At 46.8% G+C, this 23,401-nt stretch carries 31 protein-coding genes; all 31 read right to left on the bottom strand.

The genetic code is table 11. The features are described from left to right. The coding region (locus B5G11_RS12620) for a hypothetical protein (protein ID WP_204229614.1) at positions 1 to 741 on the bottom strand (741 nt) is incomplete at its 3' end. A gap of 769 nt (positions 742 to 1,510) precedes the next feature. Further along, positions 1,511 to 2,503 carry a tyrosine-type recombinase/integrase gene (locus B5G11_RS12615; protein WP_087254302.1) on the bottom strand — a complete coding sequence of 331 codons (993 nt, stop codon included), beginning with the start codon at positions 2,501 to 2,503 and terminating at the stop codon, positions 1,511 to 1,513. Between the two features lie 327 nt (positions 2,504 to 2,830). Further along, a complete protein-coding gene (locus tag B5G11_RS12610; RefSeq protein ID WP_087254299.1) occupies positions 2,831 to 3,280 on the bottom strand; it encodes a hypothetical protein in 450 nt (149 codons plus the stop codon). A gap of 14 nt (positions 3,281 to 3,294) precedes the next feature. Continuing rightward, positions 3,295 to 6,390, bottom strand: coding sequence for a phage tail spike protein (locus tag B5G11_RS12605; RefSeq protein WP_087254296.1), 3,096 nt, complete (start codon positions 6,388 to 6,390; stop codon positions 3,295 to 3,297). A gap of 19 nt (positions 6,391 to 6,409) precedes the next feature. Next, on the bottom strand, positions 6,410 to 6,802 hold the full coding sequence (locus B5G11_RS12600; protein ID WP_087254293.1) for a hypothetical protein: 393 nt from the start codon (positions 6,800 to 6,802) through the stop codon (positions 6,410 to 6,412). After that, entirely contained in the window at positions 6,802 to 7,074 is a 273-nt protein-coding gene (locus B5G11_RS12595; RefSeq protein ID WP_087254288.1) for a hypothetical protein, read from the bottom strand. Before B5G11_RS12595 ends, B5G11_RS12600 begins: the two co-directional genes overlap by 1 nt. Before the next feature lie 12 nt (positions 7,075 to 7,086). Further along, the gene (locus B5G11_RS12590) at positions 7,087 to 7,821 is read right to left on the bottom strand and encodes a phage tail domain-containing protein (RefSeq protein WP_087254284.1); all 735 of its coding nucleotides are present in this window, start codon (positions 7,819 to 7,821) and stop codon (positions 7,087 to 7,089) included. After that, positions 7,818 to 10,610 carry a phage tail tape measure protein gene (locus tag B5G11_RS12585; protein ID WP_087254278.1) on the bottom strand — a complete coding sequence of 931 codons (2,793 nt, stop codon included), beginning with the start codon at positions 10,608 to 10,610 and terminating at the stop codon, positions 7,818 to 7,820. The genes B5G11_RS12590 and B5G11_RS12585 overlap by 4 nt, the downstream gene beginning before the upstream one ends. Before the next feature lie 11 nt (positions 10,611 to 10,621). Beyond that, positions 10,622 to 10,768: a hypothetical protein gene (locus tag B5G11_RS16545; protein WP_204229612.1), complete on the bottom strand. Its 147-nt coding sequence runs from the start codon at positions 10,766 to 10,768 to the stop codon at positions 10,622 to 10,624. Positions 10,769 to 10,794: 26 nt separating this feature from the next. Further along, positions 10,795 to 11,214 (bottom strand): hypothetical protein, encoded by a 420-nt coding sequence (locus B5G11_RS12580; RefSeq protein ID WP_087254275.1) that lies wholly within the window; start codon positions 11,212 to 11,214, stop codon positions 10,795 to 10,797. A 12-nt stretch (positions 11,215 to 11,226) separates the two neighbouring features. Beyond that, on the bottom strand, positions 11,227 to 11,790 hold the full coding sequence (locus B5G11_RS12575; RefSeq protein ID WP_087254272.1) for a major tail protein: 564 nt from the start codon (positions 11,788 to 11,790) through the stop codon (positions 11,227 to 11,229). A gap of 2 nt (positions 11,791 to 11,792) precedes the next feature. After that, positions 11,793 to 12,104: a hypothetical protein gene (locus tag B5G11_RS12570; protein WP_087254269.1), complete on the bottom strand. Its 312-nt coding sequence runs from the start codon at positions 12,102 to 12,104 to the stop codon at positions 11,793 to 11,795. A 4-nt stretch (positions 12,105 to 12,108) separates the two neighbouring features. After that, positions 12,109 to 12,504 (bottom strand): HK97 gp10 family phage protein, encoded by a 396-nt coding sequence (locus tag B5G11_RS12565; RefSeq protein ID WP_242959057.1) that lies wholly within the window; start codon positions 12,502 to 12,504, stop codon positions 12,109 to 12,111. After that, complete coding sequence (locus tag B5G11_RS12560; RefSeq protein ID WP_087254266.1) at positions 12,504 to 12,806, bottom strand: phage head closure protein; 303 nt, start codon at positions 12,804 to 12,806, stop codon at positions 12,504 to 12,506. The genes B5G11_RS12565 and B5G11_RS12560 overlap by 1 nt, the downstream gene beginning before the upstream one ends. Next, on the bottom strand, positions 12,763 to 13,065 hold the full coding sequence (locus tag B5G11_RS12555) for a hypothetical protein (RefSeq protein WP_087254262.1): 303 nt from the start codon (positions 13,063 to 13,065) through the stop codon (positions 12,763 to 12,765). Before B5G11_RS12555 ends, B5G11_RS12560 begins: the two co-directional genes overlap by 44 nt. Positions 13,066 to 13,110: 45 nt before the next feature. Then, on the bottom strand, positions 13,111 to 14,334 hold the full coding sequence (locus tag B5G11_RS12550; RefSeq protein WP_087254258.1) for a phage major capsid protein: 1,224 nt from the start codon (positions 14,332 to 14,334) through the stop codon (positions 13,111 to 13,113). Then, on the bottom strand, positions 14,331 to 15,026 hold the full coding sequence (locus B5G11_RS12545; protein ID WP_158099286.1) for a head maturation protease, ClpP-related: 696 nt from the start codon (positions 15,024 to 15,026) through the stop codon (positions 14,331 to 14,333). The genes B5G11_RS12550 and B5G11_RS12545 overlap by 4 nt, the downstream gene beginning before the upstream one ends. Beyond that, complete coding sequence (locus tag B5G11_RS12540) at positions 14,983 to 16,284, bottom strand: phage portal protein (RefSeq protein WP_242959056.1); 1,302 nt, start codon at positions 16,282 to 16,284, stop codon at positions 14,983 to 14,985. Before B5G11_RS12540 ends, B5G11_RS12545 begins: the two co-directional genes overlap by 44 nt. An 11-nt stretch (positions 16,285 to 16,295) precedes the next feature. Next, on the bottom strand, positions 16,296 to 17,987 hold the full coding sequence (locus B5G11_RS12535) for a terminase TerL endonuclease subunit (RefSeq protein WP_087254254.1): 1,692 nt from the start codon (positions 17,985 to 17,987) through the stop codon (positions 16,296 to 16,298). Further along, on the bottom strand, positions 17,971 to 18,345 hold the full coding sequence (locus tag B5G11_RS12530) for a hypothetical protein (RefSeq protein WP_087254251.1): 375 nt from the start codon (positions 18,343 to 18,345) through the stop codon (positions 17,971 to 17,973). Before B5G11_RS12530 ends, B5G11_RS12535 begins: the two co-directional genes overlap by 17 nt. Positions 18,346 to 18,450: 105 nt before the next feature. Then, positions 18,451 to 18,774 (bottom strand): hypothetical protein, encoded by a 324-nt coding sequence (locus tag B5G11_RS12525; protein WP_087254248.1) that lies wholly within the window; start codon positions 18,772 to 18,774, stop codon positions 18,451 to 18,453. 142 nt (positions 18,775 to 18,916) lie between these two features. Beyond that, positions 18,917 to 19,375: a hypothetical protein gene (locus tag B5G11_RS12520; RefSeq protein WP_087254245.1), complete on the bottom strand. Its 459-nt coding sequence runs from the start codon at positions 19,373 to 19,375 to the stop codon at positions 18,917 to 18,919. After that, on the bottom strand, positions 19,341 to 19,547 hold the full coding sequence (locus tag B5G11_RS12515) for a hypothetical protein (protein WP_087254242.1): 207 nt from the start codon (positions 19,545 to 19,547) through the stop codon (positions 19,341 to 19,343). The genes B5G11_RS12520 and B5G11_RS12515 overlap by 35 nt, the downstream gene beginning before the upstream one ends. Positions 19,548 to 19,558: 11 nt before the next feature. Next, positions 19,559 to 20,107, bottom strand: coding sequence for a DUF551 domain-containing protein (locus B5G11_RS12510; RefSeq protein ID WP_087254240.1), 549 nt, complete (start codon positions 20,105 to 20,107; stop codon positions 19,559 to 19,561). Then, positions 20,107 to 20,271, bottom strand: a complete 165-nt coding sequence (locus B5G11_RS16385; RefSeq protein WP_158099285.1) for a hypothetical protein — start codon at positions 20,269 to 20,271, stop codon at positions 20,107 to 20,109. The genes B5G11_RS12510 and B5G11_RS16385 overlap by 1 nt, the downstream gene beginning before the upstream one ends. 1 nt (position 20,272) lies before the next feature. Beyond that, positions 20,273 to 20,455: a hypothetical protein gene (locus tag B5G11_RS12505; RefSeq protein WP_087254237.1), complete on the bottom strand. Its 183-nt coding sequence runs from the start codon at positions 20,453 to 20,455 to the stop codon at positions 20,273 to 20,275. Between the two features lie 2 nt (positions 20,456 to 20,457). After that, the gene (locus B5G11_RS12500) at positions 20,458 to 20,895 is read right to left on the bottom strand and encodes a YopX family protein (protein ID WP_158099284.1); all 438 of its coding nucleotides are present in this window, start codon (positions 20,893 to 20,895) and stop codon (positions 20,458 to 20,460) included. Between the two features lie 2 nt (positions 20,896 to 20,897). Further along, positions 20,898 to 21,221, bottom strand: a complete 324-nt coding sequence (locus tag B5G11_RS12495; RefSeq protein ID WP_087254231.1) for a hypothetical protein — start codon at positions 21,219 to 21,221, stop codon at positions 20,898 to 20,900. A gap of 82 nt (positions 21,222 to 21,303) precedes the next feature. After that, a complete protein-coding gene (locus B5G11_RS12490) occupies positions 21,304 to 21,510 on the bottom strand; it encodes a hypothetical protein (RefSeq protein WP_087254227.1) in 207 nt (68 codons plus the stop codon). Beyond that, a complete protein-coding gene (locus tag B5G11_RS12485) occupies positions 21,507 to 22,097 on the bottom strand; it encodes a hypothetical protein (protein WP_087254225.1) in 591 nt (196 codons plus the stop codon). The genes B5G11_RS12490 and B5G11_RS12485 overlap by 4 nt, the downstream gene beginning before the upstream one ends. Positions 22,098 to 22,115: 18 nt before the next feature. Next, positions 22,116 to 23,396: a hypothetical protein gene (locus B5G11_RS12480; protein WP_087254222.1), complete on the bottom strand. Its 1,281-nt coding sequence runs from the start codon at positions 23,394 to 23,396 to the stop codon at positions 22,116 to 22,118. Between the last annotated feature and the right edge of the window lie 5 nt (positions 23,397 to 23,401).

Below are 23,401 nucleotides of genomic sequence, written 5' to 3'. Positions count from 1 at the left end.
TTTTGCAGTACTAACTGCGTTATTTTGCGCCGTTGTAACAGATGTTTTGGTGGCGTAGGTAGCTGATACGGAAGTGGATATCTCATCAGCTTTTTGCTTAATGGCGCTGTTCATTTGTGCGGTTGTTGAGTAACTTTTCAGCCGATTTGCAGTATTTGCATTCGCTGCCGCCTCTGCATCATCTGCGTATCCTTTTGCTGTGGTAAGCGCGGATGATTTTGCGGAATCTGTATAACTCTTGGCACTGGATATCGCATCGCTCTTGGCGGTATTGAGCTGTGTTGTTGTGGCGTATGTCTTTGAAACAGTACTTGACAAACCATCCACACTCGCCTTTATCGCTGCATTCATTTGCGTTGTTGTACTATAATTTTTACTGAGGTTAGTACTGATTTGAGATATATTTGCAGATAAACCGTCCACACCTGCTTTGTACTCTGCAACTTTGCTATCTAAAGCAGTATACTGACCGGATACCGTGTTATACTTTGTATTCAGTTCAGAAAAATTTACATTAAGCGAATCAATATCTAAAACTGCGGATGCCAGTTTACTGTACATGGTGGCATTACTGTTTTCCAACTCAATCAGTTCTGACTCGCTTATTAAAGCTGATATTTTTCCCTGCACAACAGAGATACTTGTCTCCGCCGCCTGAAATCGTTTCAGTACCGCTTCATCGCCGTATATATTTATCTCTCTTTCAAATCGCACACCGCCTTCCTCCTTTAAAAAATCCATATTAAAAGGCACCCGGATGGATGCCCTTTAGGATAGATTCTTATTTAACTAAATAGTAAGATCCTTGGGATGTCATTTGAGTACTTCCCAACAACTGAATCTAATTTCCCGAAATATTGTTATGAACATGTCGGAACAACAAATGCAAAGACATTCTATGTATCTACGTCTACGGAAAATATGCTAAGTAAATATATTCCGGGAGGAGCTGGAGGCACAGCTTTATGCGTCAGAGGCGAAAGTGTTATGATGGTTATATATTGCACTGCAAATCGGGATTTGTATATAGGGCAGGTTAATGCCAACAATATAAATACTGGTGGTATTTGGAAATCTTATGAAGGATCAATATATGCCTTCGATTAATATGAACTAAGATATCCAAGACCAAATACCTTCAATCACAACATATTTATGCTCTTCCATATTATTGGAATAGCTTGTTATTTTGATATATCCATAATTATTACTAGATTTCAGCCCTTCAATCCTCCAATAAGTAGGATTGATTGAGTCTTCTCTACGTGCATAGAGCAACCCATTAAAGTATGATGTTCTGACTATTGCGGCATACGCATCCTGCAAAGCTTTATTCACAGCTGAAGAATTGTACTCGGAATCGCCTTGTTTTATTTCGCCTATACTTTCGCATCCGAGCGTCTTACTATTTTGTTAAGTACCTGCTCTACGACTCTTCACATTTGCGCCGGCGCAACAAATAAGCCACCCTTCCGGCCGGCTTGAAACCTCCTCTTTTTTTATGCTTACCTTATGCTATGCATCTCATAAATGACGCCTTTACTGCATCCTGTTTTACCGTAATGTACAGCATCGTTGTATCTGCTTTTTTATGTCCAGCATACTTTTGGAGTTCCTGCAAAGGTATTCCCCGCGCACCGCCATCCGTCAGCATGGTCCGCCGGAACTTGTGCGGATGCGCATGGATCCCCGCTGAAAGCCCCAGTTTCCGAAGCATCGCTTCAATCCCTTTTTTCCCGATCCGGCGATACGGTTTCCTCAGCGACACAAACAGTGCCGGATTGTTATCTTTCCGGCTGTCCAGATACTTTTTCAGGTGATAGATGCACCCATCCGTCAGGTATACTGTCCGCTCCTGCTTTCCTTTCTCTCCCCAGAGCACAATCTCTTTGTTGTAAAAATCCACATCCTCCCTATTGATCGCCACTACTTCTCCGATGCGGCCCGCCGTGGAATACAACAGCTCCATAATGGCCAGATCTCTCTGTGTCTTCGCAATATCCTTTAAGTGTTCCCGCTCTTCTGCCGTATATGGCTTTTTGATTTTCTGCGGAACCTTTACCCGCTTTAACCTCCGGGCCGGATTCCGTATAATGTACCCTTCATCCGCTGCCCAGCTGAAAAAGCTGGATATGTAATGTCTCAAAGTCTCCATATAAGACATGGAGATCTTCCGCCGCTCCTGGTAAACCGCCAAATAAAACCGCAAATCGTTTGTGGTAATATCTGGCAGTTTTTTATTGAGTGCCTGCATCAGCATCCGTATGCACCGCCCATAGTTCTGCAACGTGCTTTCCGCACAGTTTTCCAGTCTTTTGCTTGCTATGTACAGTCTCAGGATCTTCTCCCAGTGTCTCTCACTGACTACGAGTTCTGTGCATTCTTCCTCGATCTTCAAACCGTGGAGCTGCACCACCAAAACATTTTCCAATTTCTGGAGCTGCTTGTCCGTCAGATCGTCCTGCATTGCCGCCACAATTCCGTTGATCACCTTTTCTACCATAGTGTTCACCTCCTACTTTTATTGTAGAGCAGAAGGTATGCAAGTAGTGAACTAAATAGTAAGACAAATGTATTCGCAACGTCAAAGCAAGGATTTTGGGATTTAAACAGTAAATTAAAGCAAGGAATATGTTACCCAATATATTTGAATAATACTGCTATATCAGAACTTACTAACAAAAAATACAATGTTACTGGAAAAGGAATCTTCTTTGCCGGAGCAAGTCCTGACGTTATGTTGATGCTCGGATCAGGAGACGCTATCTTAACCGGAAGATTTTATTCAGATCAGGATCCTGCATTATATATCACTAAAGGAGAAAAAGTATCATAAAATTTTCCATGATTTCCATGATATAGGAGACCCCGATTTGCCTCTAACTGCAATGCTGGATGATCCAGAAAAACTTCCGAATACGATCTGTGATACTACTGATCCATAAGCGATAGTAATTGCGAAGCCATAAACGGATTTTTCTTCTATTAAGGCCCCGCTTACATAGGAAACAGTCGTTTCTTCTATATCGTCAAGTTGCGACACATCTGTCGCAATATTCGACACCGAGAAGCTCTTACTATTTAGTTCATTAACCGCAGCGATTAAAGTCTTTGTCCCCTGATCTAATGTGAATGTTTTTGATGTCAGTTTATTTAAAATTGCTGTTGCAAGTTTGTCGTAATCAATCAGGTATTCCTCCGCTGCCCCAGACATCAAACACTTATCTCCTGTTATCGGTGCCGTCTTGGTAGGCAACGCATTAATTTTTTGATCCGCCATGTTTATCTCTCCTTTCAGTTTTCCACCCAAGTGGTCAGCCGGTTCCCGGCTCTGGTTGTCAGATATGCTCCCGACCTGGTTGTCAAGTATCGTGTCTCGTATGTAACAAATCTGCCGATATAAGTCGATCCAAAACCAACGCCATTTTTGTTTACCGTGATTCCATATCCATAACCAATATATTTTTCGCCTGTTTCCGACTTTGCCCACCAGGTAAACCATCGGCTGTTAAATGTGCTTGTGACATCTTTTCCTGCCTTATATACCTTGGCTGTCAGCGTCACTGTATTATTGCCATTGTCGTTATACTGGACGTTAAAGAGCAAGTTTCCGTCCGTTACCCCGCTGATGTCCGTCTGCATGCTGGAAATGTTCGCCCGGATGCCATCCATGCCGGTCTCAATATTGGTGACGTCCGTCCGGATCGTCTGCATTCCTTCCCGGATGTCGTCTATATCTTCCGCCAGGCCATCCGCATCCGTCAGGACAATCACACTCTGGCTGTCCAGCTCGTTCAGTCCTCCGGAAGAGTACAGGGTACACCGGATCGTCTTCACATTTCCGCTGGACGGCGTATAATTCTTCCGGAGCTCATCGGACGCTGACATATATTTCTGCGCGTAGCTCGTTCCGTCCGTACTTTCCTCAATCTTGTATCGTCCGGAGTAATCACTTAATAAGGTACCGTCATTGTACTGTGCATAAAACGTCACCTGCTTCGGTTGCAAAGTTCCATCCTGCTGTTTCCGGATCACAAGTGTACTGCAGCGCAGGCTGTAGGACACTCCGATCTTACCATCCGGAGCTTTGCTGATGGAGAACCGCTTTTTGATGTGTGCTCCGCCCGTCCGTACTACCAGATACTTGCCATCCCGTGTGGTCAGCTTGTTGCCCTTTCGGTCGGCCAGGTACATGTCTCCGGTACCGTATAGCGCATCAATATCCACCCATCCATCGTCTGTAGTCATGCCTGTTACCTGATAGGTTCTGGTCTGTGCATTCCAGGTACCGGTAACTCCGGCTGATTTTGTGACCTCAAAGGTTGCCTGTCCAGATACATCCACATCGCCAGAATACACGGTCATCTTAGTAGAGCAGTCGGAATAGTCGCCGCCTGATCCGTCTGTGTTTGTATGGACCACATGCGCATCATTACTCAAAACCGCACTGATCGCATCCAGTGTGTCAATTCCATTGACCGCTTCCAGGGCTTTCTGTGCTGCATCCTGTGCTGCATCTGCGGCGGATCCCGCCATTGTGATCTCACTGGACATTTGAGAGTAAACCTGACTCAGATTCTGGTTCTTTTCATCAAACCAGATCCGGCTGCTCTTCAAAACCGAAGTGCTCCCGTTCATTTCTTCAAAAAGGCTTTCGATGTCCAACTTGCTTCCGGAGATTGCGGCGTCATCAGCTACCATGTCGTTGACGATCAAACCGTCTGCTATAGCTCCGGGCTTGACCCCGGTGCTGTCAATCAGGATTCCTTTCCCGGTCGTATCGAACAGCGAAAAGGTAAAATTCCCTTTTGCGTCCAGTCCGGCCTGCATCCGGACCGTTCCGCTCTTGTCTTTCCATTGCTGCGTGGCGCCGGAAATCTGAACTGCTCCATCATCCGACATGATTTTGAATTTATTTGTGCTGATCGTACCGGCCAGAAGATCATTGATCGTGACACTCTGCATGACTGCATTCCGGATCAGGGCGCTGTCAATCACTGCATTTGCGGATGTCAGATGGATGTTCTGCAGGTCTCCTACTCCGGCATTTCCTGCCAACAGGGATTTGATATTCGCGCTTTCCGCCTCCAGCACATTAATCACTGCGTTCGCCGCTTCCAGATCTGTGATCTTTGCATAGCGGATATCTGCTTCATCCGCATCCAGTTTCCCGATCACTGCCTGGTCGATGTTTGCCACATTTGCGTTTAACGTCCCGATGTCGGCCTCCACCGCTGTCAGTTTCCCGGTCACCTGAAGGTACTGTGTAGTCAGGTCTACGATGGTAGCACTCTGTACGATGGCATTCTCAAGATCGTAGATCTGGCTGCTATAGATCCCGTCAATGGTGTCCCCGTCCACCTGTCCATTATCATTGGTGATATTTTCGACCGTCTCGGAGGTATCCTCATACTTCTGCGCCAGCTCATCAAACGTCAGCACCTTATTGGCCAGTGTGCAGGTGTCTTTGCTCGGTTCTTCCGGATAGCGCTTGATTCCGACAATCCGCTGTTTTTCTTTCGTTCCGGTGATGCCGTCCATCAGAGTCACGGTGTCTCCGATCTCATAAGCAAGGATACTGTACGTTCCGGCAGATGCTCTGGACAGGTCGATGATGTCCGCACTGTAGGAGCTGTACGGCTTGCTCATGTCGGCCAGTTTCGCTTCTGCATCCTCTTTCAGGGATTCCGGCAGCGTGTACCGCTCGTCTTTCCAGATTATCCTCTTTACCTTGTCACTGTACTGGTGGTTTTCCACATAGGTCTTGCCATTATTCACACTTTCGATGGTTAGTCCATCTTTTCCATACGGCTCTAACTCCGTGTAAAAATCGTAGCTTGTGGACTGGACTTCCAGCTTTTTCAGATTCAACTGGCTGGTAAAATAGACTCCCTTGTCACTACCAATGGAATCATAGATATAGATCTGCTGATTTTTGGAGTCTACCTTGATTTCTGCCCTGTAGGTCTTCAGCGCCTGCTTCAGGATCTCCAGCGCTGACACATTGGTCATGGAGATCGTCCGCTTTTTTGTGATGGTCGATTCTGCCACCGTCCAGCCGGTCCCCGAAAAAGCAAGCCGAAGAGCCGCCTCGATGGTCTGCTCCGTGGTCTTAAAACTCCGGAAGGCTTTTCCTTCCAGTGCCTCCATGTCCAGCTTTGCTGTGACCTTGGCCGTTCCGTCCGTGCTCTTCGTGATCTCCTTAACTACATACCGGTCATCTTTGGTCTCGATATATCCTTCCAGTGTCAGGACTCCCCGCACGTTGCGGAGCGGAGCAGAAAAAGAGAGCGTCTTGTCATCCAGATCAAGCACGCTCTCGATACAGTAGTCCTGATATACCCGCAGTCCTTTCAAGGGGACTTTATTCTTATCCAATATTTTCAGCAATGCCGTCCCCTCCTTTCGGCTATTCTTCGATCATAAAATCTAAAATTTCCAATTCAAACGGCGTCAGTGCGTCAAACTTTTCGGAGTCGCATTTTTCTACGTCATTCATCGTGACGGTGTTGATCTGGATGTCTGTTTCGATTTCCCACAGTTCATCCATAGCTTCCTTATACGCTTTCTTATCTTTCAGTAGGTACTCTTTTCCGTCTTCCGATTCCTTCAGGCCGTTCTCATCTTTCTCGCCGTAGCGATTCAGGATCTTCATCCTTTCCTCTTCATATGCCTTTGCCGCGTCATCCATTGCGGCCAGATTTTTATTAATTGCAAACCCGATCTTTACCGGAAGCTGTTTCTGCTTGATAGGCCGAATGTTGTTGTAGATTGCCAAGATCTGTTTATTTTTCATTTTCATTAGTTCATTTCCTCCTGATTTTCCTCAGATTCTTCCGGTGTTTCTTCAATGGCTGTCTGCTGGTCTTCCAGTTCAAACAGCATTTCGTCAAACGCCGCCATGTCCTCTCTGCACTCCGCTTTATTTGCCTCGTACAGATCCAGATCCTGAATGGTCTTGCTACTGTTGCTCCGCCCGGATTCCGGAATCTGAGCGGACATATAGACTGCCACCTGATCTCCGATCATGGACTGATAACTCAATGCAATGTTTTTTGTCCCTTTTAATGCCATAATGCATCCTCCTTATATGTATCTTGGTTTATATTTAATAGTTACATCGCACGGCACACTGCTGCTCGTAAACGTGAGAGCGTTCTCTCCCGGCAATAAAGTCGGGAACTCCCACATCTCCGTATCTTCATACTTATTCGCTCCATCCTCCGTGACCGTGCAGGCTTCCCCATCGATGATCACTTTTTTCCCGGCAGACAGGTTTTTGATCACAATGTCCTCCGCCTCACCGGTAACCGGATCCCTGGCGGCACCTTTGATGGTATACTTTGTGATTGCTCCAGACGGAACCAGCTCGATGATGCAGGGCGTTTCCAAGTTCCCGGCCACATCTACCATTTTACCGCTTGCATCATCTATTGTGACCGTCACTTCACTTTCCATCTTGTCCCATGCCTGGAATTTAAGAGACAGTGCGTACACCCACCGTTTCTTAAATTCTTTCTCTGCCTCTTTCAGCTCTCCGGTCAGTATCAGATCCACATTGTCCAGTTCGATTTCTCCGGATCTGCAATCAGCAATGATGTTGCTGACTGTCAGCTCTGCATCTGTTTTTGATGTTCCGATCACGATCAGTTCCGCTTCCACATCAAAAAACTTATGCTTGGGTTCCTGCCCTGGTGTTGGATTGTCGTATTCATCGATCCAGTTTGTAAAATTTACGATGGTTCTTTCCCGGATGGTCTGCTGCCCGATCCGGATTTTGGATCCATATTTTTCTTTTAGGTCAATCCCATTTACTTTCATCTTGCTCTCGCCACCCTTAATGCCGCCTGATTCATAAAGTAGTCAATATCGCTCTGGCTTTCAAATTTGTAGTTTCCGTAAAAGTTGACTTCTGTCGTTCCGGATCCGGTGTTTCTTGTTCCTTCCATCATCGGGTTAATATTCAGTTTCAGGTCTCCGCTCACCTTTTCGATTGCGCTCTGCACAAGTCCCCGACTCTGTTCGATCCCCTTTGCCAGCCCTTCCATAAAATCCGGCATCCATGTTTCATAATCATGTAACGGGCCTTCATCTGGTCTGGAAAAGTGCAGGAATGATCTGATCTTGTCACCGATCCCTTTCACTGCATTCACAATTCCTCTCACTCCTGACATGATTCCAGATTTCAATCCATTGATAAAATCACGCCCCCAGCGCACCGCTTTCCCCGGCAGCGAAGTGATATAAGAGATTGCTGATCGGAACCCGTTGACAACGGCTGAGTACACTCCGCTCAACGCATTTCCGATCCCAGAAACCATATTCCGGAAAGCGTTGACCGCTGATTCTTTTAAATTTTGCGCGGTTTGTACGACAAAATTTTTAATATTGGTCCACGCTGACGAAGCCGCACTTTTTATTGCTGACCAGATCTGCGATGCCGCATTTTTCAAAGCAGAAAACGCATTTTTTGCTCCATTTGCAAGGCCCGTTGCCAAAGTTGAAACTACCTGCTTTATTCCGGACCAGATCTGTGATGCCGCCTGCTTCATGTTGTTCCAAATATTTTTTGCGTCAGAAGCTAAGTGCTCGAAGTCACCTGTCACCAAATCAATCAGCAAAAGCACCGGAGCCAGAATCGTATTTTTCAATAACTCCCAGGCGCCTTTCGCAATCGAAACCAGCCCCGACCAGATCCCCTCCAGAGTGGAGACCAGTCCTTGAAATAAATTTTGAATCGTTGTGACGATTAATTGAATTGTCGGGTTCTGCAGAATACTGTTCCAAGTATTTTCAAAAAACGCCTGTACCTGCGACCATATCCCGGACCACCACTCCGGAATGGATTGAAATTTCGCTACCAGGCTGTCCCAAGCTGCCGGAATTGTGACGGTAAAAAATTCGCAGATTGCTGTCCAGATCTCGGAACACTTGTCCTTGACCGCCTGCCACATATTCCCGAACCACTCTGTAATAGCGCCCCAGTTTTGAATTGCCAGTACGATTCCGGCAATCGCCGCTACGACTCCGGCAATAATTCCCGCCAATGGTAGGAGCGGCACTGATAGTGCAGAAAATGCGCCTGTTATCGCTGATACCCCTAATGATACTTGCCCGATAATAATCAATAATGGTCCCAGCACCGCAACGATTGCGGCAATGGCCAATATTACAGTTTGCACTCCGTCCGGCAATCCGGAAAATTTATTTGTCAGGTCTGTCACAAATTCTGCGACTTTCTGGATCACCGGAGCGATCTTCTCTCCGATCGTGATTGCCGCAGTTTCCAGAGATCCTTTCATTTCTTCGATGGCTTTTGAGGTATCGCCCATCTGAGCATTCGCCAGCCGCTGTGCAGATTCCTGATCGTTCGTGGCCGCGATGTACTTTCTCATGCCCTCTTCGCCACTATTCATCATGACAGTGGCCGCCCGCATTGCATCTGATCCGAAAATCGTCTGTAGAGCTGCATCCCTCGCCGCCGGAGACAGTCCGCCTAACTTGTTCTGCAATTCTTCCGCCATTTCCGATGCTCCCAACAGATTCCCCTGAGAGTCTCTTGTCTGGATTCCCAGTTTTTCGATCTCTGCCGCCGCCGTGTCTGTCGGAGCGGCCAGTCTTTGGAGCATTGTTTTTAGAGACGTTCCGGCATCAGATCCGACGATCCCGGCATCCGCGAATCGTCCCAAAACGGCCGTAGTCTCTTGAATATCCCATCCGGCATTTTTGGCCTGTGCGGAACACTGCGCCAGTCCCTGTGTCAGCGGCTCTACATCCGTAGAAGATGCTGCTGCCGCTCCGGCCAGTGCGTTCGCTGCCTCTGCCGATTCATTGGCCGATAATCTAAAGGCTCCCATCGCCTGCACAACTACATTGGCCGCATTTCCCAGGTCCATCCCGGAGGATGCAGCCAGATCCATTGTTGCCTGCAGTGCTCCGGCCTGAATATCTGCTTCGGTCAATCCTCCTTTTGCAAGCTCTGTAATTGCATTTCCGGCATCAGTGGCAGAAAATACAGTATCTTGCCCGGTCTGAATTGCCAGCTGGCGCAGGTTTTCCATTTCTGACATTGGCTTATTCAGCGCGCCTGCTGCCTGTGACATGGAGTCCTCGAAATCACTTGCCATGCTCACGGACGCTGCGCCCGCACCTGTGATGGCAGCCGTGGCCGGAAGCAAGGACTGTCCAAGGCTTTTTGCCTTGTTCCCAAAATCGCCGGTAGCTTTGGATACCTGTGCCATGGTGGAACTTGCGCTTCCTGTCGTGTTTTTCAGAGATTTCAGTTTATTTTCAGTTTCGATGATTTCCCTTTGGAGAGCATCGTACTGGTCTTTCCCCAAATCTCCTGATTCTAATTGTGCTTTGGCCTGCTTATCCGCATCTCTCAATGCTTTCAGCTTATCTTCTGTCTGGCTGATTTCCTGCTGTAAGAGTTTCTGTTTCTGTGCCAGCAGTTCCGTGTTTTTCGGATCCAGTTTCAGCAGTTTGTTGACGTCTTTTAGCGTTTTTTCTGTCGCCCGGATCTCGCCTTCCACACCTTTCAGCGCTTTCTCAAGCCCGGTCGCATCACCGCCGATCTCAACGACAATGCCTTTCGCCCTGTTTGACACTTTCTCACCTCCTACAGTCTGTCAATGTCTTCCTGTGTCGCGATTAATGGGTACTTGTACTCATCATTTTTCATTTCGATGAACATGTCATTGACCATTCCAATGCTGAGAAGTTCCAGATCAGAAATAGAAATACCGCACTGCACACACCGAAGCATGAACAGGGCGGTATTGACTTCTCGGTCTATTTCCCGGCTTCTTTTTTTGGTTTGGACGTCTGCCTGTTATCGAAGTTCCAGAGATCTAAGGTCTCCGGAAGAATCTCGTAAATATCGAATGTCTCGAACTGTTCCAGCCACTCTTCGATGTCATCCGGCTGAGACGGATCACCGTGCTTGTGGAACAGATAAGAGATATTTTCGAACACTTCCAGAGAGTCCAGCGGAAGCCCGCTCTCAAACTCATCTGGATTGAACGGGATCCCCTTCCTTTTGCACTCTTCTTCCGTCTCTTTTTTCATCTTCTCCTGGATATCCATCTGCCTCTTGAGCTTGTTCATATCTACAAAGATGTCTCTCCCGAATTTCATCCGGTACATGCGCGGGATGGCTGCGGAGCTTTTAAACTTACACTCTTTCCCGTCAATGATGATCGTCTTTTTCATGCTGTCCTCTCCTTACGCCTGTTCTTTGTTCTTTTCGTACACTTCAGAGAACCATGCCGTCCGGATTCCCTCTTCCACGCCTTTCTGCGTCTTAGCTCTGACATCTCCGTTTGCATCCGGAGCGCAAGAGATGGTAAGCGTATCTGTCCCCGGCTCTTTGGTGTCCTCTGTTGTTTCAGATTCCACGTTCGGGCGGGTTGCCGTGCAGTTGAAAAACCAAAACAGTGTTGGTTCCTTATCGCCATCGATCTGGAATCCCAGTGCGAAGGATTTTCCGTTTTTGTTTGCATTTTCGAAAAGCACTTTGTTTGTGTCCTCTTCTTCCTGGAGCACATCTTTCCGGAAAGAATCCGGTACCAGTGCTACTTCCAGATCTCCGCTGTATCCACCATTGGACGCGGACTGATAGAATACAATTCCGTCTGCGTAAAATGGTGTGATTTCTCCCTGCTGTTCCAGCGACAGGGAGACAGCTCCCGGCATTGCCACCGGTGTTCCAAATGTTCCGCCTTCCTCGATCACTGCATAATGTACATTTTTGATATTAAATTTTACTTTGTTTCCTGTGTCCGCCATTCTTATACCTCCATTTCGTACATGATCCGGTAACACTGTTCGTCTTCCAGATATTCTTCCGTCTTATCCCAGTAGTGACCGGATATGGCTTCTTCTACTTTTTGTTCTGTTTCAGGTTCTTTTCTCCCCGTGTACAGATCAATCTGCACATGACTCCCTTTTCTGTATACACGGCCATCCGCGCTAAAATTCCGGCTATATGGCATCGTGTAAATCAGGATAGGGAGGTCGGGGATATCGTCTTCCGGAAACATCTGGTATGCCACCGGAAGTCCTGCCTGTTTCAGCAGTTCGTATACTTCTGATACTTCCATGGTGTTATCCTTTCACGATGATCTGTACCCGTTTCAGCAACTGCTTCTCTGCCTTTTCTTCTGCCGGTCCGATATGTGGTTTTGCCCCAACAGTCCCACGGACTTTTCCGTAAGATACCAGGACATGGCCATGCTCCAATAAGTGTGTCAGCTGATAGTCCGTCGCATTATAGACCTGTACCCGGATTTCTTTGCTGTCTTCGTAGGCCGTCTTTTTTCTCCATCCTTTTGCATAGCTGTTTGTCAGCTTTGGTGAGCTCACTCTCAATTCTTTTTTGCAAAGTGTTCCTGCGTCCTGTACTTCTTTTTTCATTTTTTCTGTGACATCTTGGCTGTATTCCTGCAATTCTCGGATAATCGCATCAGCCATGCCATCAATCGATACTTTCTTTCCTGCCATCACACACCTGCTTTCTTTTCGAGGTAGAGCTCTATGATTTCATGTTTTGCCTGATAGGTTCTGTAAATCGAATAACGGATTCCATCCAGTTCTGCGATTTTCTCTCCCTGATACTCGTGACAAAACATAGTTACTTTTATTTCCGGTTTGATTCCCTGTCTTCCAGCTTCAAACCATTCGGATCCCGACACGCTGGCTACGCCGCAGAATACATTCTTCTTTTCCTCTACCGGGATCCGCTGCCCGATCTCATCGGTTTTATATGTCTGCTTTATTAGTGTCAGTACTCTGCTTCTGTCCATTGTAATCACCCGATAATGCCATTGATGTTTTTAAGGATTGGTATGCTTTCTCTATTTTTTCCATGTCTTCGTTGTCTCCGAAGTATGCTTTCTCATACAGGACAACCGCCTGAAAATACAGGGGATCCGAAAGATCCCCATATACTCCAGACTGTTCCAGGTCCTTTTTGCATGCTTCAATCAGATCTGCAATTTCATCATCAAATGTGTCATACGATTTTCTAAGCCTTTTTCTTAGTTTTTCGATATACGCGTCCATTTTTGGTCACTCCCGTCTTTTGCGTCTCCGTTGCAACTGTAGCTTTTACTTCGTTTGGCCCGCCTGGTACTTTTTTGTCACAGTCACCAGAGAGTTGACATCGATTGCCTTTCCGTCACAGATCATCACAGCTTTTGTGATCTGGTCTTCAGTGTCGTTGTCCTCGTATGATTTTACTCTCATTGCATAATTTGTATTTAACATGTAATCAGACCAATCAAAGAGGAATGCCACTACGGTATCGGCTGAAAGAGTCGCATCGATACTGGTCATGTATTCATTCAGCACGACTTTTCTTCCCAGCAGTGTCCTTTCCGGTTTTCCATTAATTCCGTAGTTAACTCGCGCGATCGGCTGACCGTTTCCATCCACCATTCCGACATATTTCATAAATGTTTTTTTGGTCATGTTCCAAACGGCTCCGTTTTCATACGCTAACGGGAGTGCTGCTTCTGCTGCTACCAGATCTTTGTAGGTCGGATCTGCGTCTGCTGCAATTTCCAGTGCCTGTCCGCTCGGCGCTGTTTCCTTGAGCACTCCTTTTGGCTGTCCGCTTCCGCTTCCATCAATGGCCGCCTTTTCCAGCGCTTTTACCATTGCTTCGGATACGTTTCTAATAAATACGGTTTCGAAAATTTCCAGAGACATCACAGACGATTCCAGGGACATAGATACTGCACATCTCAACTTATATCCCTTAATGTCGATCTGTCCCGTTGTTTTCTTCTGTTTATCGGATGTTGCTCCTTCTGCCACCCATGTTGCTGCCGGTTTTACGGATGACGTTGGCACGGTCACTCCTGCTGCGTATGCGGTTCTTGTCATCAGCGGGAGAATCATCCCTGACGTTTCCATTTTTTCAATGATTCTCCGGATCACTGTCGGCGCGATTACGCTTCCAATATCAGATGTTTTCGTGTTTGCATTTTCGTTTTTTAAGTTCTGTGGGATCGGTGTTCCATTTACGACATAGTTCATAAATGCTTTCCGGTATTCAACGGAGTCGTAAAAATCTTTTTCCTCCCTATCCTCTACATCACCTGCAAAGTTAGTTCTCTGGCTATTCATTCCAAACGGGTGTCTTGCAATCGGCTCGTTATTCAATGCTTCAAAATCAGCCTGTGCCTGTGCGATCGCATCCCATTTTTCATCCAGTGCTTTTACCTCGTTTGTTTTTGCTTTTGCTGTCTCTACATCTCCGTTGTCGATTGCTTCCTGTGCTTCTTTTAAAAGCGTGTTTCTCATTTCAAGATATTTTTCTTTATTCATTTTCTTTCTCCTTTTAACTTTAAAATTTCTGTTTGCATCTGCATTAAAAAAACAGACGCATTCTGTGCATCTGCTTTTCCTTGCATGATTTTTTTCACCTGGTTCATCTGCTCTTCGCTTGGAAGATGGAAATCTTCTCCTGCCACCATGTACCCCGGTTCTTCTTTTTCTTCAAACATGACTCCGTCAATCAACCCTCGTTCTTTTGCCTGTTCCGCAGTCATCCAGGTCTCATGTTCCATCATGTCCAGGGCTTCCTGTTCGGTCATTCCTGCCTTCTGCATATACGCCCTGCACAGTGCCTGGTCTGCTGTCCGCAGCACTTCCGCTGTGTGTTCCATATCGCTGTGATTTCCGGATGCCCTTGTAGATACGCAGTGTACCATCATCAGCGCAGTCGGCGCCATTTCGCAGTAGGATGCCATCGCCACGATAGATGCGGCACTGCATGCCCTTCCGGTGATGTAGATCTTCACATTTTTTGCGGACCGGAGTGCCGTGTAGATCTCTGTGCCTACTTCGATCACCCCGCCGGGAGATGATACGTAGACCTCGATCTCATCTCCGTCTACCACCTGATCCAGCACCTTCTGGACATCTCTCGGGCAAGTGCTGTCCTCTTCGAACCAGTCGTAGAACCATTTGTAATCATTCGGGATCAGATTCCCTCTGATGTCGATTCTGTGTTTCACCCCTCTCACCTCCCTTCAGCAGATTCTGTATGATGTTGGCTACCGCCATACAGTTTGAGCTGTTCATGTTGCTCAGAGCGGTTTCGATCAGATCAACCACCTGCGTATCCAGTCTTCGGATCGGTGCGTCTCCACCTTCCACCGGTGCCATGTTCATAGTTCCCCGCCATTCATTCGGAGTCATCGCTCCCCGGTCTACCATCGCCTGGAATGCCAGCTTGGTAGTCAGGCTGGCGCACTGCAGGTTGTTCGCTTCAAACACGATCCGGTTCCCGAATCCGCGCTCTTTCCGGCTGAATAATTTAACCGAATAGGTCTCCTGCATCTGTACCGCGATCGGCTCGATCTCCGCTTCGTAGTAGGCGTTCCATTCGTCTTCTGTGTAGTCGCTCTGGACGATTTTTTTGTTAGTGTTAAAAAACGAATAGATCCGTTCCGTGGTGCGGTCGGTCTGTGTCGCATTCGGCACATAATCTTTCGGCTCGATTCTCTGGACAGACGCTTTGGCATCCACACCCGCTGCCCCGAAGGAATCCGTCTCCACGGAAAGATAATTGTCTACGAACTTCTGGACATTCGCCTTGATGTCCTCTTCCCTCATATTCGAGTTGAACGTCAGGAGCCACCGGACGACTCCGCTGTTTTTGATCGCCTTGACAATCCCCTGATCGATCGTGCCGATCACGTTCATCATATCCGTCAGTGCCGGCGCCGGGCTTTCGCCAAACAGGTCGCTCTCGTTGTAATCCTGCCTCAAGTGGATCAGATCCGAATACGGGAATGTCCCGGTATTCCCGTTTGTGTACCAGAATTTCAGGTACAGTTCGCCGCCGGATCCATACACGGCCTGTGCCATCGTGCAGGGAACCGGATAGAGCTGGATCGCTTTTCCGTTCTCATCCCGCACAATCAGAATGAATGCATTGTTATTCAGGCAGAGCTGATTTGCGACTTTTTCCTGCATCTGCTGTCCGGTCATATACGGGTTCGGTTCTGACAGCAAAAACCGGATATTCGCATCCGGATTGACCAGCAGTCCTGTTTTCTTGTCTTCCCGGATATGCTTTCCCACCAGTTTTCCGATGGCTTTCACCTTTGGCCGGATGCAGGCCCGGATGATGTCGCTCTCATACATTTTCCCATTCCAGGAATAGTAAGATTCCCCGGTTGTCGTCAGCATGCTGATTACATTTTTCCCGGCTCCGACATTTTCTCGGTTTTCCATTGTTGTCGGACTTCGCTTCCAAAATGGTCTCATTATCTTCCTCCTCAGATCAGTGACATATATTCGTTGTAATTGTTTTGCAGTACCACATATGCGTCCAGCAACGCAGCCGTTCCATCGATTCTTCTTCTTGGCTTGCTGGTTTTAATCGGCTGGATGTTATCGTTTTTATCGACATCAACCGCCGTATTGCATAAGCACCACTTATCCACCGGATTGTTATTGTAGACAATCAGGTGGTTTTCCAGATCTGCTCCTAACCGCTTCATCGGCTGAGACAGTGTTTTCTTTCCCTGGATCACTGGCACCATGGTATTCTTGCCGAAGTAGTCCTGCATGTCCTCCACAAAATAAGCGGCTGACCATGCGTCATAGCCGATCAGATTCAGGTAGATGTCGTAGGTCTCCTGGATTTCCACAAACCATGCTTTCACGTCTCTGTAAGAGATCTTGTTTCCCTTACACGTTCTCACATAGCCTTTTTCGATCCAGACATCATACGGGATCTTGTCTTCCATCACCCGTTTTTCCACCAGATCTTCCGGCATCCAGTACATAGACATTACATAGATCCGTTCGTCATTCGGTACCTTAAAAATCACCTTCGCCGCCGTCAGGTCGGTGGTGGCAGACAAGTCCACTCCTCCGATTCCGTATCTCGGCTTCAGTTCCTGGACGTCAAACATCTCGGTATTGTTCGCCTGTTCAAATGTCAGCCATGCTTCCGATGATGTCTCGCGGATATTGAACTCCTTGCAGAGTAAGTTCTTGACCAGGAGCGGATTTTTTTGCGCCTTGGCCACTTTCGCTTTTAAGGTGTCATAATTCTTAATGGTCCCCAGTCCCGGATTTGCTTTCTTCCAGCATTTCTCATCCGTCCATTCCTTCCGGGAATCGATTTCGTAGACAAATGCAATGAAATGTTCGTCCTTGTAACCGTCCGGATCTTCGTATCCATTGATCACCATTTCTGCTTCTTCGTACTTCTGATCGTAGATATCTTCCCGGATCGTTCCGGCTGTCGAAGTGATATAGTCGAGTGGCTGCTCTCTGGCAGATACTCCGTCGGCCATGATGTCATACAAAGCCTTGCCCTGTTTCCATTGGTGGATTTCGTCCATCAGGACGCAGTGGACATTCAATCCGTCCAAGGTATCAGAATCTGATGCCAGTGGTTTAAATACTCCGTCGTTATATTCGGTGTCGATCTCTGCTACCAGTGTCTTCGCACGCTTCCGCAGCGCCGGTGACTTCCGGATCATGCGTTTGGATTCTAACCAGATGATTTTACTCTGGTCCTTTTTGGTAGCCACAGCGTACACTTCCGGACCCGGCTCTCCATCTGCCATAAGCATGTACAATCCCACGATTGACGCCAGCAATGATTTTCCGTTTTTCTTCCCCACGATCAAGAGTGCTTCCCGGTACTTCCGGAGGCCGTCATCGTCAATAAAACCAAAGATCACAGCCAAGTGTGCTTTTTCCCATAGTTCCAACCGGACTGGATGCCCTCCGAATTTTCCTTTGGAGTGCCGGCAGTAGTTCTCGGCAAATTCCAAAACATGATTTGCCCGTTTTGGGCTATAAAAATAGACACCCGGATTCCGGATGTCATGTACTACTTTCTTGTATGTTCGGTATACCTTGTCAGAGACGACTTCTTCCCCACTCTGGATCTTCTCCCAGTACTCCAGAATCGGGTTGTAATCATCCGGATATCTAATCCTTTCGTCCAATTACAAACGCCTCAAACCCGTCATTTTTTTCTACTTCCTTCGCCACCTCTTTTGGGAGAAGATCTGTCAGCTGCTTGATCGTTGACATATAATTCTTTACCATCGTGTTATAGATCTCCACTTCGGAGCATTTCTTGACACCTCTCTGGTTCGCTCCGTTCTGGTACTCCTCGGTATAGCCTTTTCTGTTGATGATTCCTCTCAGTTCATACAGTGAGGCCGCCATGAAAGCCGCCTCTTCGATCAGAGACTCCACGGATTTTTTTGCATCCTTGTCCAACTTTCTGTAGATACCGGCAAGTTTCCGTTTCTCTCTTTTTTCCAGTTCTTCTTTTGTCAAATCCCTTTTGCTTTTCATGGTTTTTCACCTCGTTTCTTCCGTGTGAACTACACCCCCTCCACGTGCGCGGGCGTGTGTTCTTTGAAGGTCCACTCACCGGTCTATTAGAAATCACCCTCGATTTTATTTAGGGGGGGATCCGGCTGGAACTATTTCTCCGTCCTCCGAGAAGTCATATTGAACGAGTCCTGGAACATTGTCCTTGCCATGCTCTTTATTATGACATTCCAGGCAATCATATTTTAAATTGCTGAAGCTCAGGGCAATATCTGGATCATTGATATTGTAAGGTGTCAGCTCTGTCCTGTGATGAACGATATATCCTGGAGTCTCATGGCATGTCTCACACATCCCGCCATCAATCCCCTGTCTGTATGCGATATATGCTTTCCTGCATCGCTTCCACTTGTCGCTGTTATAAAAAGCTTTTGCAAACTCTTTTGCCATACTGTTCTCCTCGTTTATCTTATGACATGCAAATACCCCGCACCGTTGTGCAGGGTATTTGTGCGTCTGAGGTTTTGGGAGTTTCCACCAAGATCAGAACCTCTCTTGTTCTTTTCTTGATGATACCATAATACCACTTATACTACTGAACTTCTATGAACTCTTTCGGAAGTTCAAAGTGTGCAAGCGCCCTCCCGTGGATCTTATATATCCATCTTTCCGAAAAATGCATTTTTTCAGCAATTTCCCACCAATCCAGTCCACTTATGTACTTGTAAAAGAGGACATCTTTCTCATTCTCACTCCGGAGCTTTTTGATCTGTTTAGCGATCTGCTGATATGTTTTGATCCTCAAATACCGCTCATCTATCAGTTCCCGTATCATTTCATCTAGATCCGCAGCATATCCCGACAGGTCCCCCTGCCCGCCGCTGCCATGAGGCATCCCATCATTTGCTTTGGCTCCCGGCGTGACTTTCATTTCTCTGAGTTCCGCAATCTCAGCATTGATCCTGTGGATCCGCCTTACATGCTGCCTGTAGCTCCGCAGGTATTCTTTTTTCCTGTCATTCTCGCTCATTGGTTTCTGTTCTTCGTCCATTGGCATCCCCTCCAATTCCGTACTTCTTGGCTATATATTTTGTGGCATCCTTAATCTGGTACGGTTTTCTTTTAAAGTTTTTTCTTGCCTCCTCCCTCACGTCCGTCTCCAGGCAGTCATAGTGATTTTTAATATCGATCTTTTTCTCATGTTCAGTTCGCTTGTGTTTCATTTGGCATCTACTCACTCCCTCCTATCGAACTTACTCAGCAGCTTTGCTCGCCACTCAGGATAATGCTCTTCCGGTTTGTTCTGGTTTCTTGGAATGTACGGTTCCGGCAGTGGCTGCCATGCGATAACGTCATACGCATTCCCGTAATCATCAACCCATATTCCTTCATGGGTGTATTGTAATGTGGTTGGAGTCTTTGCTCCCTCGATCATGACATTAAATTCCGGATACTCATCTTCCATTTCTGGCGCTTCCGGCATCCTCTCTTCCACAGGAATCCATCCGTCACCTTTATTAACAGTAGGTTGCCTTGCTATCATGTTAAGCCAATCAAACGTATCGCTGTTTTCCGTGATTGTGTTCCTAAAATCGTCCAATAATGCTTGTCTGCTTATCAGATCATTGGTAGTCACTTTCTCATTCATGTGCTTTCTGATGATGTCTTTTATATACACTGCAATGCCAGCTGCTCCAAGCTTGAACATAATATCATGATCTTCATTGGTATATTCATCTTCTATTTCATTAATTTCTTCCAGAATCTTTTCTAATTCCTGCATTATTCCAAACCATCCTCCTTTACTTTAGAATTCAAAAATCTCTCCCAAGTACTAGAACAACTATCTGAGCAAATATCTCCATCACATATTCTATCCAGCGGACACTCGTCACAGTCTTCGATGAGTAAATCCATTATATTTCCGATCTTCCACTTCGCTATCATGTCATTCCTCCTCATTCCACATCGGATGCCCGTAGTATAAATAACATTTCTTGCATGTTTCGCACGGTTCTCCGTCACCGTTCAATGTACGCAACCCTGCACATAAATCTTCTTCATAGCCTGGATGCTCATATTTGTGAGCCATATAGCAGTTATCAATTCCCTGTTTTACCTTGATATGCATCCTCATTCTCCTTTCATCAATTCCGGATTATCGAAGATATTTCCGATCACTTCAAGCCAGTCTTCTGAGTTATCCAGATGTATCCCATATGATCCCTCTCTTTCGATGTAATAGACAGCATTTGATCCATATTTGATAAATCCGGTTATTTTTTTATGGTTGAAATATCCCGAAACAATATCATTCTCCCAGATCCGCTTACCGTTCTTGTCTTTCAGTCCGGTATACTGGCAGACATTTTCTGGATCAATATCAAAAACCACTGTATTTCTCGGCATATTCCAATCCGAAAAGCCGTCCTGCATAATAACGTGTTGTTCATCCTCCGGCTTTACACTGTCACCAATGGGGCATATCGTCCTTTTGATGTGATATATGTAATATCCCTCTACCCACTCACCATTATCTATCCGCTTGGCGCGGAATAATATTTCTCGCATTGTTATTCCTCCCATTTCTTCAATCTCTGTCCGCACCACGGGCAGAACATAAACTCAACGTCTTTATCCATATCCGATCCACAAGCACATGTAATGCTGTCATGGTCAAAAATGCTTTGTTTACACATTTTCGCCGTATCCCGCTCCTTCAGCTCCACGATCTGTTCCGGATCAAGGCCGATGTCCTCATAAGGTTTCAGCTCTTCCAGCCGCTTCCTTGTATCATGTGCCATCTGGGCTACGTCAAGCTGACTGGTAAATACTTTGTTGTGTTTATGCTGATCTTCAACTCTTTTCAGTTCTCTGATCATCGTTTCTGTATCCATCTCCGCTCTCCTTTCGTTTGTTCTGTTCGCTTCACGATGTGTTTCCCGTATGTATATGAAATCGTGAAGTCACAATCAAGTATCAAAATAACCGGTCCAATGGACATTTTCTTCCGTCCCTCATGCCATCGCATATGCCATCTTCATCTGCAGTATCCCGGTATTTGCAGTAATTGTCGCAAATCTCCTCGCACACTTTCCGGATATTTTCCATTACTTCGCTCCACTTTTGCTCCCCACATCTCCGGCACTGATCTCTTTCGATCTGTTTTTCATCTATTTCTTTCATTCCTCTGGCACCTCCGGCGTGATATCTACTCCTTTCAAACTTTCTAACACTTTGTCATTCTTCTCGTCTGATCGGAACTGTGCTCTTAATTTGCACACATTATTGGCCCAAAGGATTCCATAAAACGGATTAAAGAATGGATTCTGCACCTCATACTCTCCTTTATCCCGGACTATCATCGCATTATCGATGATCCCCACAAATACATTGTTGACTGGATAAATCCGTCCTGTCTGTTCATCCTGTAAAAGCCTCTGGACCGTTCCCTGCGTTCCGATCAGGAGCACGTCCGTAATCGTCAGTATATCCCTTTTCTGAAATGGTTCCTCGTCAACTCTCAGCGGCAGCTCCATTTCAATCTGGTTTCCTTCCTTTGTGGCCAGGAATCTTGTTCCCGGATCCGGAAGCTCTCCAGTCAGGGAGATAATGTCTCCCAATGTTTTTTTCGCTACAAATTCCCTTTTGATGCTGACCTCCCAGTATGACCCGGCGATATACAGCCAATCATCCTCGGTTCTCCCTACTGCCAGCCCGCTTTTATATGCTTTCTTCATGAGTGCGTTTAAAGTACCTGGTTTCAAAAACATCCTGTTTCCTCCTCGCTTTTAATCTTCTTCGATGGTCCTGCCGTAATCATCCACTTCTTCTTTCAGCCACTCTTCCCAGAATCCAGTTTTTTTCATGTCAGCCAGATTCTCATTCGGCACGTCTCTCATTTTCTTGGCCAACTCAAGCGCCATCCCGTATGGCGTCAATGTGTCAAACCAATCTTTCCGGCTTCCGAACGGCTTGTCCAGGATCTCCGGCCGGTTCATAACCGCAGGGCTGGATTCTGTTTCTTCTTCTTTTTCCTCCTCCGCTGCCTCCGGTTCTCCCGTCTCTCCCGGATCGGCTCCCCGATCGGTCTCTTCGCAGGTCTCATTTTCCACCTCTCTTTCTGGGATTTCCTCTTCTCTTTGCGCCGGCGCAATTTCGCTTTCCGGTTTCTCCGGCACGTCTGGTTCCTCTGGCGGCTCCTGGCTTTCGGCTTCCATTTCCTCCGGCTCTTCTTCCCTCTGTTTTTCCTCTTTGTTCTCTTCCTTTGTGTCTTTCGGTTCCTCTTTTCCCGGGAATTCCGCCTCTTTTTGCGCCGGCGCAACCTCGTTTTCCGGTTCCGGCTCTTCCGGTTCCCCGAAGTAGCTCTGCCATGTCTTGGATCCCGCTGCCACGTTTCCGAAAATACTCTTTGTGAGTTCCCAGAATTCCCACCAGGTCAGGTTCTTCGGATCCGTATTGAACTTTTTGACGGCCACCCGGTTTTCATACATCATCAAAAAGTACAGTCCTTTCTTATAGGACCGGTTTCCGCCCGGATTGACGATCTCCGCAAACTGTTTGATAGTTTCTTCTGTAAATTCCGGCTCTCCGAATACTGCATTGAGGATGTCCGGATTGTCGTAGTAGAATTTTTCTACCAGCTGGCTCAGGTCATCCGCCACGCCTGCTGCCGGCTCCGTCTTATTAAAGCGTTTCAGTTCCCGTATATTCTCCCTTGATGTCTCCGGCTGGATCATAGACCGGTCATTGTCCGGGAGTTTCAGCATTTCTTCCAGCTGGCTTCTTCCCAGTTCGGCAAATTCCGGCCGGAGCTGTTCGGAGTACCCGTCAATGGAGTACTCCTTATTGATGCTCATGAATCGGCTTGTCGTGGATGGTTCCAGTCCATATTCCTCTTTCGCAAATTCCGCAATGCTCTTGTATCCGTCCCGCTCATAGAGTTTCTGATCCTCGATCTGCCGGAGTGCGTATCCGATTCGGACAAAACTCTGCTTGACTCCCAGCAGCTCCTGTCTCAGTTTTCTTTTCATCTCCATCCAGTCATCCAGTGTCATCTGTACATAGTCCATGTTCT

This window comes from Drancourtella sp. An57 (assembly GCF_002161525.1).
Classification (GTDB): Bacteria; Bacillota; Clostridia; order Lachnospirales; family Lachnospiraceae; genus Sellimonas; species Sellimonas catena.
This window is presented reverse-complemented; position numbering and strand designations above follow the sequence as displayed.

Coding starts and splice junctions, on each gene's coding strand:
- B5G11_RS12500 (WP_158099284.1), bottom strand. CDS start 20,895: ATGCGAGAAATATTATTCCGCGCCAAGCGGATAGATAATGGTGAGTGG.
- B5G11_RS12600 (WP_087254293.1), bottom strand. CDS start 6,802: ATGAAAATGAAAAATAAACAGATCTTGGCAATCTACAACAACATTCGG.
- B5G11_RS16545 (WP_204229612.1), bottom strand. CDS start 10,768: ATGCTTCGGTGTGTGCAGTGCGGTATTTCTATTTCTGATCTGGAACTT.
- B5G11_RS12560 (WP_087254266.1), bottom strand. CDS start 12,806: ATGGACAGAAGCAGAGTACTGACACTAATAAAGCAGACATATAAAACC.
- B5G11_RS12540 (WP_242959056.1), bottom strand. CDS start 16,284: ATGAGACCATTTTGGAAGCGAAGTCCGACAACAATGGAAAACCGAGAA.
- B5G11_RS12480 (WP_087254222.1), bottom strand. CDS start 23,396: ATGGACTATGTACAGATGACACTGGATGACTGGATGGAGATGAAAAGA.
- B5G11_RS12520 (WP_087254245.1), bottom strand. CDS start 19,375: ATGGACGAAGAACAGAAACCAATGAGCGAGAATGACAGGAAAAAAGAA.
- B5G11_RS12530 (WP_087254251.1), bottom strand. CDS start 18,345: ATGAAAAGCAAAAGGGATTTGACAAAAGAAGAACTGGAAAAAAGAGAG.
- B5G11_RS12615 (WP_087254302.1), bottom strand. CDS start 2,503: ATGGTAGAAAAGGTGATCAACGGAATTGTGGCGGCAATGCAGGACGAT.
- B5G11_RS12555 (WP_087254262.1), bottom strand. CDS start 13,065: ATGGACGCGTATATCGAAAAACTAAGAAAAAGGCTTAGAAAATCGTAT.
- B5G11_RS12525 (WP_087254248.1), bottom strand. CDS start 18,774: ATGGCAAAAGAGTTTGCAAAAGCTTTTTATAACAGCGACAAGTGGAAG.
- B5G11_RS12495 (WP_087254231.1), bottom strand. CDS start 21,221: ATGGATACAGAAACGATGATCAGAGAACTGAAAAGAGTTGAAGATCAG.
- B5G11_RS12575 (WP_087254272.1), bottom strand. CDS start 11,790: ATGGCGGACACAGGAAACAAAGTAAAATTTAATATCAAAAATGTACAT.
- B5G11_RS12485 (WP_087254225.1), bottom strand. CDS start 22,097: ATGTTTTTGAAACCAGGTACTTTAAACGCACTCATGAAGAAAGCATAT.
- B5G11_RS12490 (WP_087254227.1), bottom strand. CDS start 21,510: ATGAAAGAAATAGATGAAAAACAGATCGAAAGAGATCAGTGCCGGAGA.
- B5G11_RS12515 (WP_087254242.1), bottom strand. CDS start 19,547: ATGAAACACAAGCGAACTGAACATGAGAAAAAGATCGATATTAAAAAT.
- B5G11_RS12510 (WP_087254240.1), bottom strand. CDS start 20,107: ATGCAGGAATTAGAAAAGATTCTGGAAGAAATTAATGAAATAGAAGAT.
- B5G11_RS12580 (WP_087254275.1), bottom strand. CDS start 11,214: ATGAAAAAGACGATCATCATTGACGGGAAAGAGTGTAAGTTTAAAAGC.
- B5G11_RS12550 (WP_087254258.1), bottom strand. CDS start 14,334: ATGAATAAAGAAAAATATCTTGAAATGAGAAACACGCTTTTAAAAGAA.
- B5G11_RS12595 (WP_087254288.1), bottom strand. CDS start 7,074: ATGGCATTAAAAGGGACAAAAAACATTGCATTGAGTTATCAGTCCATG.
- B5G11_RS12565 (WP_242959057.1), bottom strand. CDS start 12,504: ATGGCAGGAAAGAAAGTATCGATTGATGGCATGGCTGATGCGATTATC.
- B5G11_RS16385 (WP_158099285.1), bottom strand. CDS start 20,271: ATGATAGCGAAGTGGAAGATCGGAAATATAATGGATTTACTCATCGAA.
- B5G11_RS12610 (WP_087254299.1), bottom strand. CDS start 3,280: ATGGCGGATCAAAAAATTAATGCGTTGCCTACCAAGACGGCACCGATA.
- B5G11_RS12505 (WP_087254237.1), bottom strand. CDS start 20,455: ATGCATATCAAGGTAAAACAGGGAATTGATAACTGCTATATGGCTCAC.
- B5G11_RS12570 (WP_087254269.1), bottom strand. CDS start 12,104: ATGGAAGTATCAGAAGTATACGAACTGCTGAAACAGGCAGGACTTCCG.
- B5G11_RS12590 (WP_087254284.1), bottom strand. CDS start 7,821: ATGAAAGTAAATGGGATTGACCTAAAAGAAAAATATGGATCCAAAATC.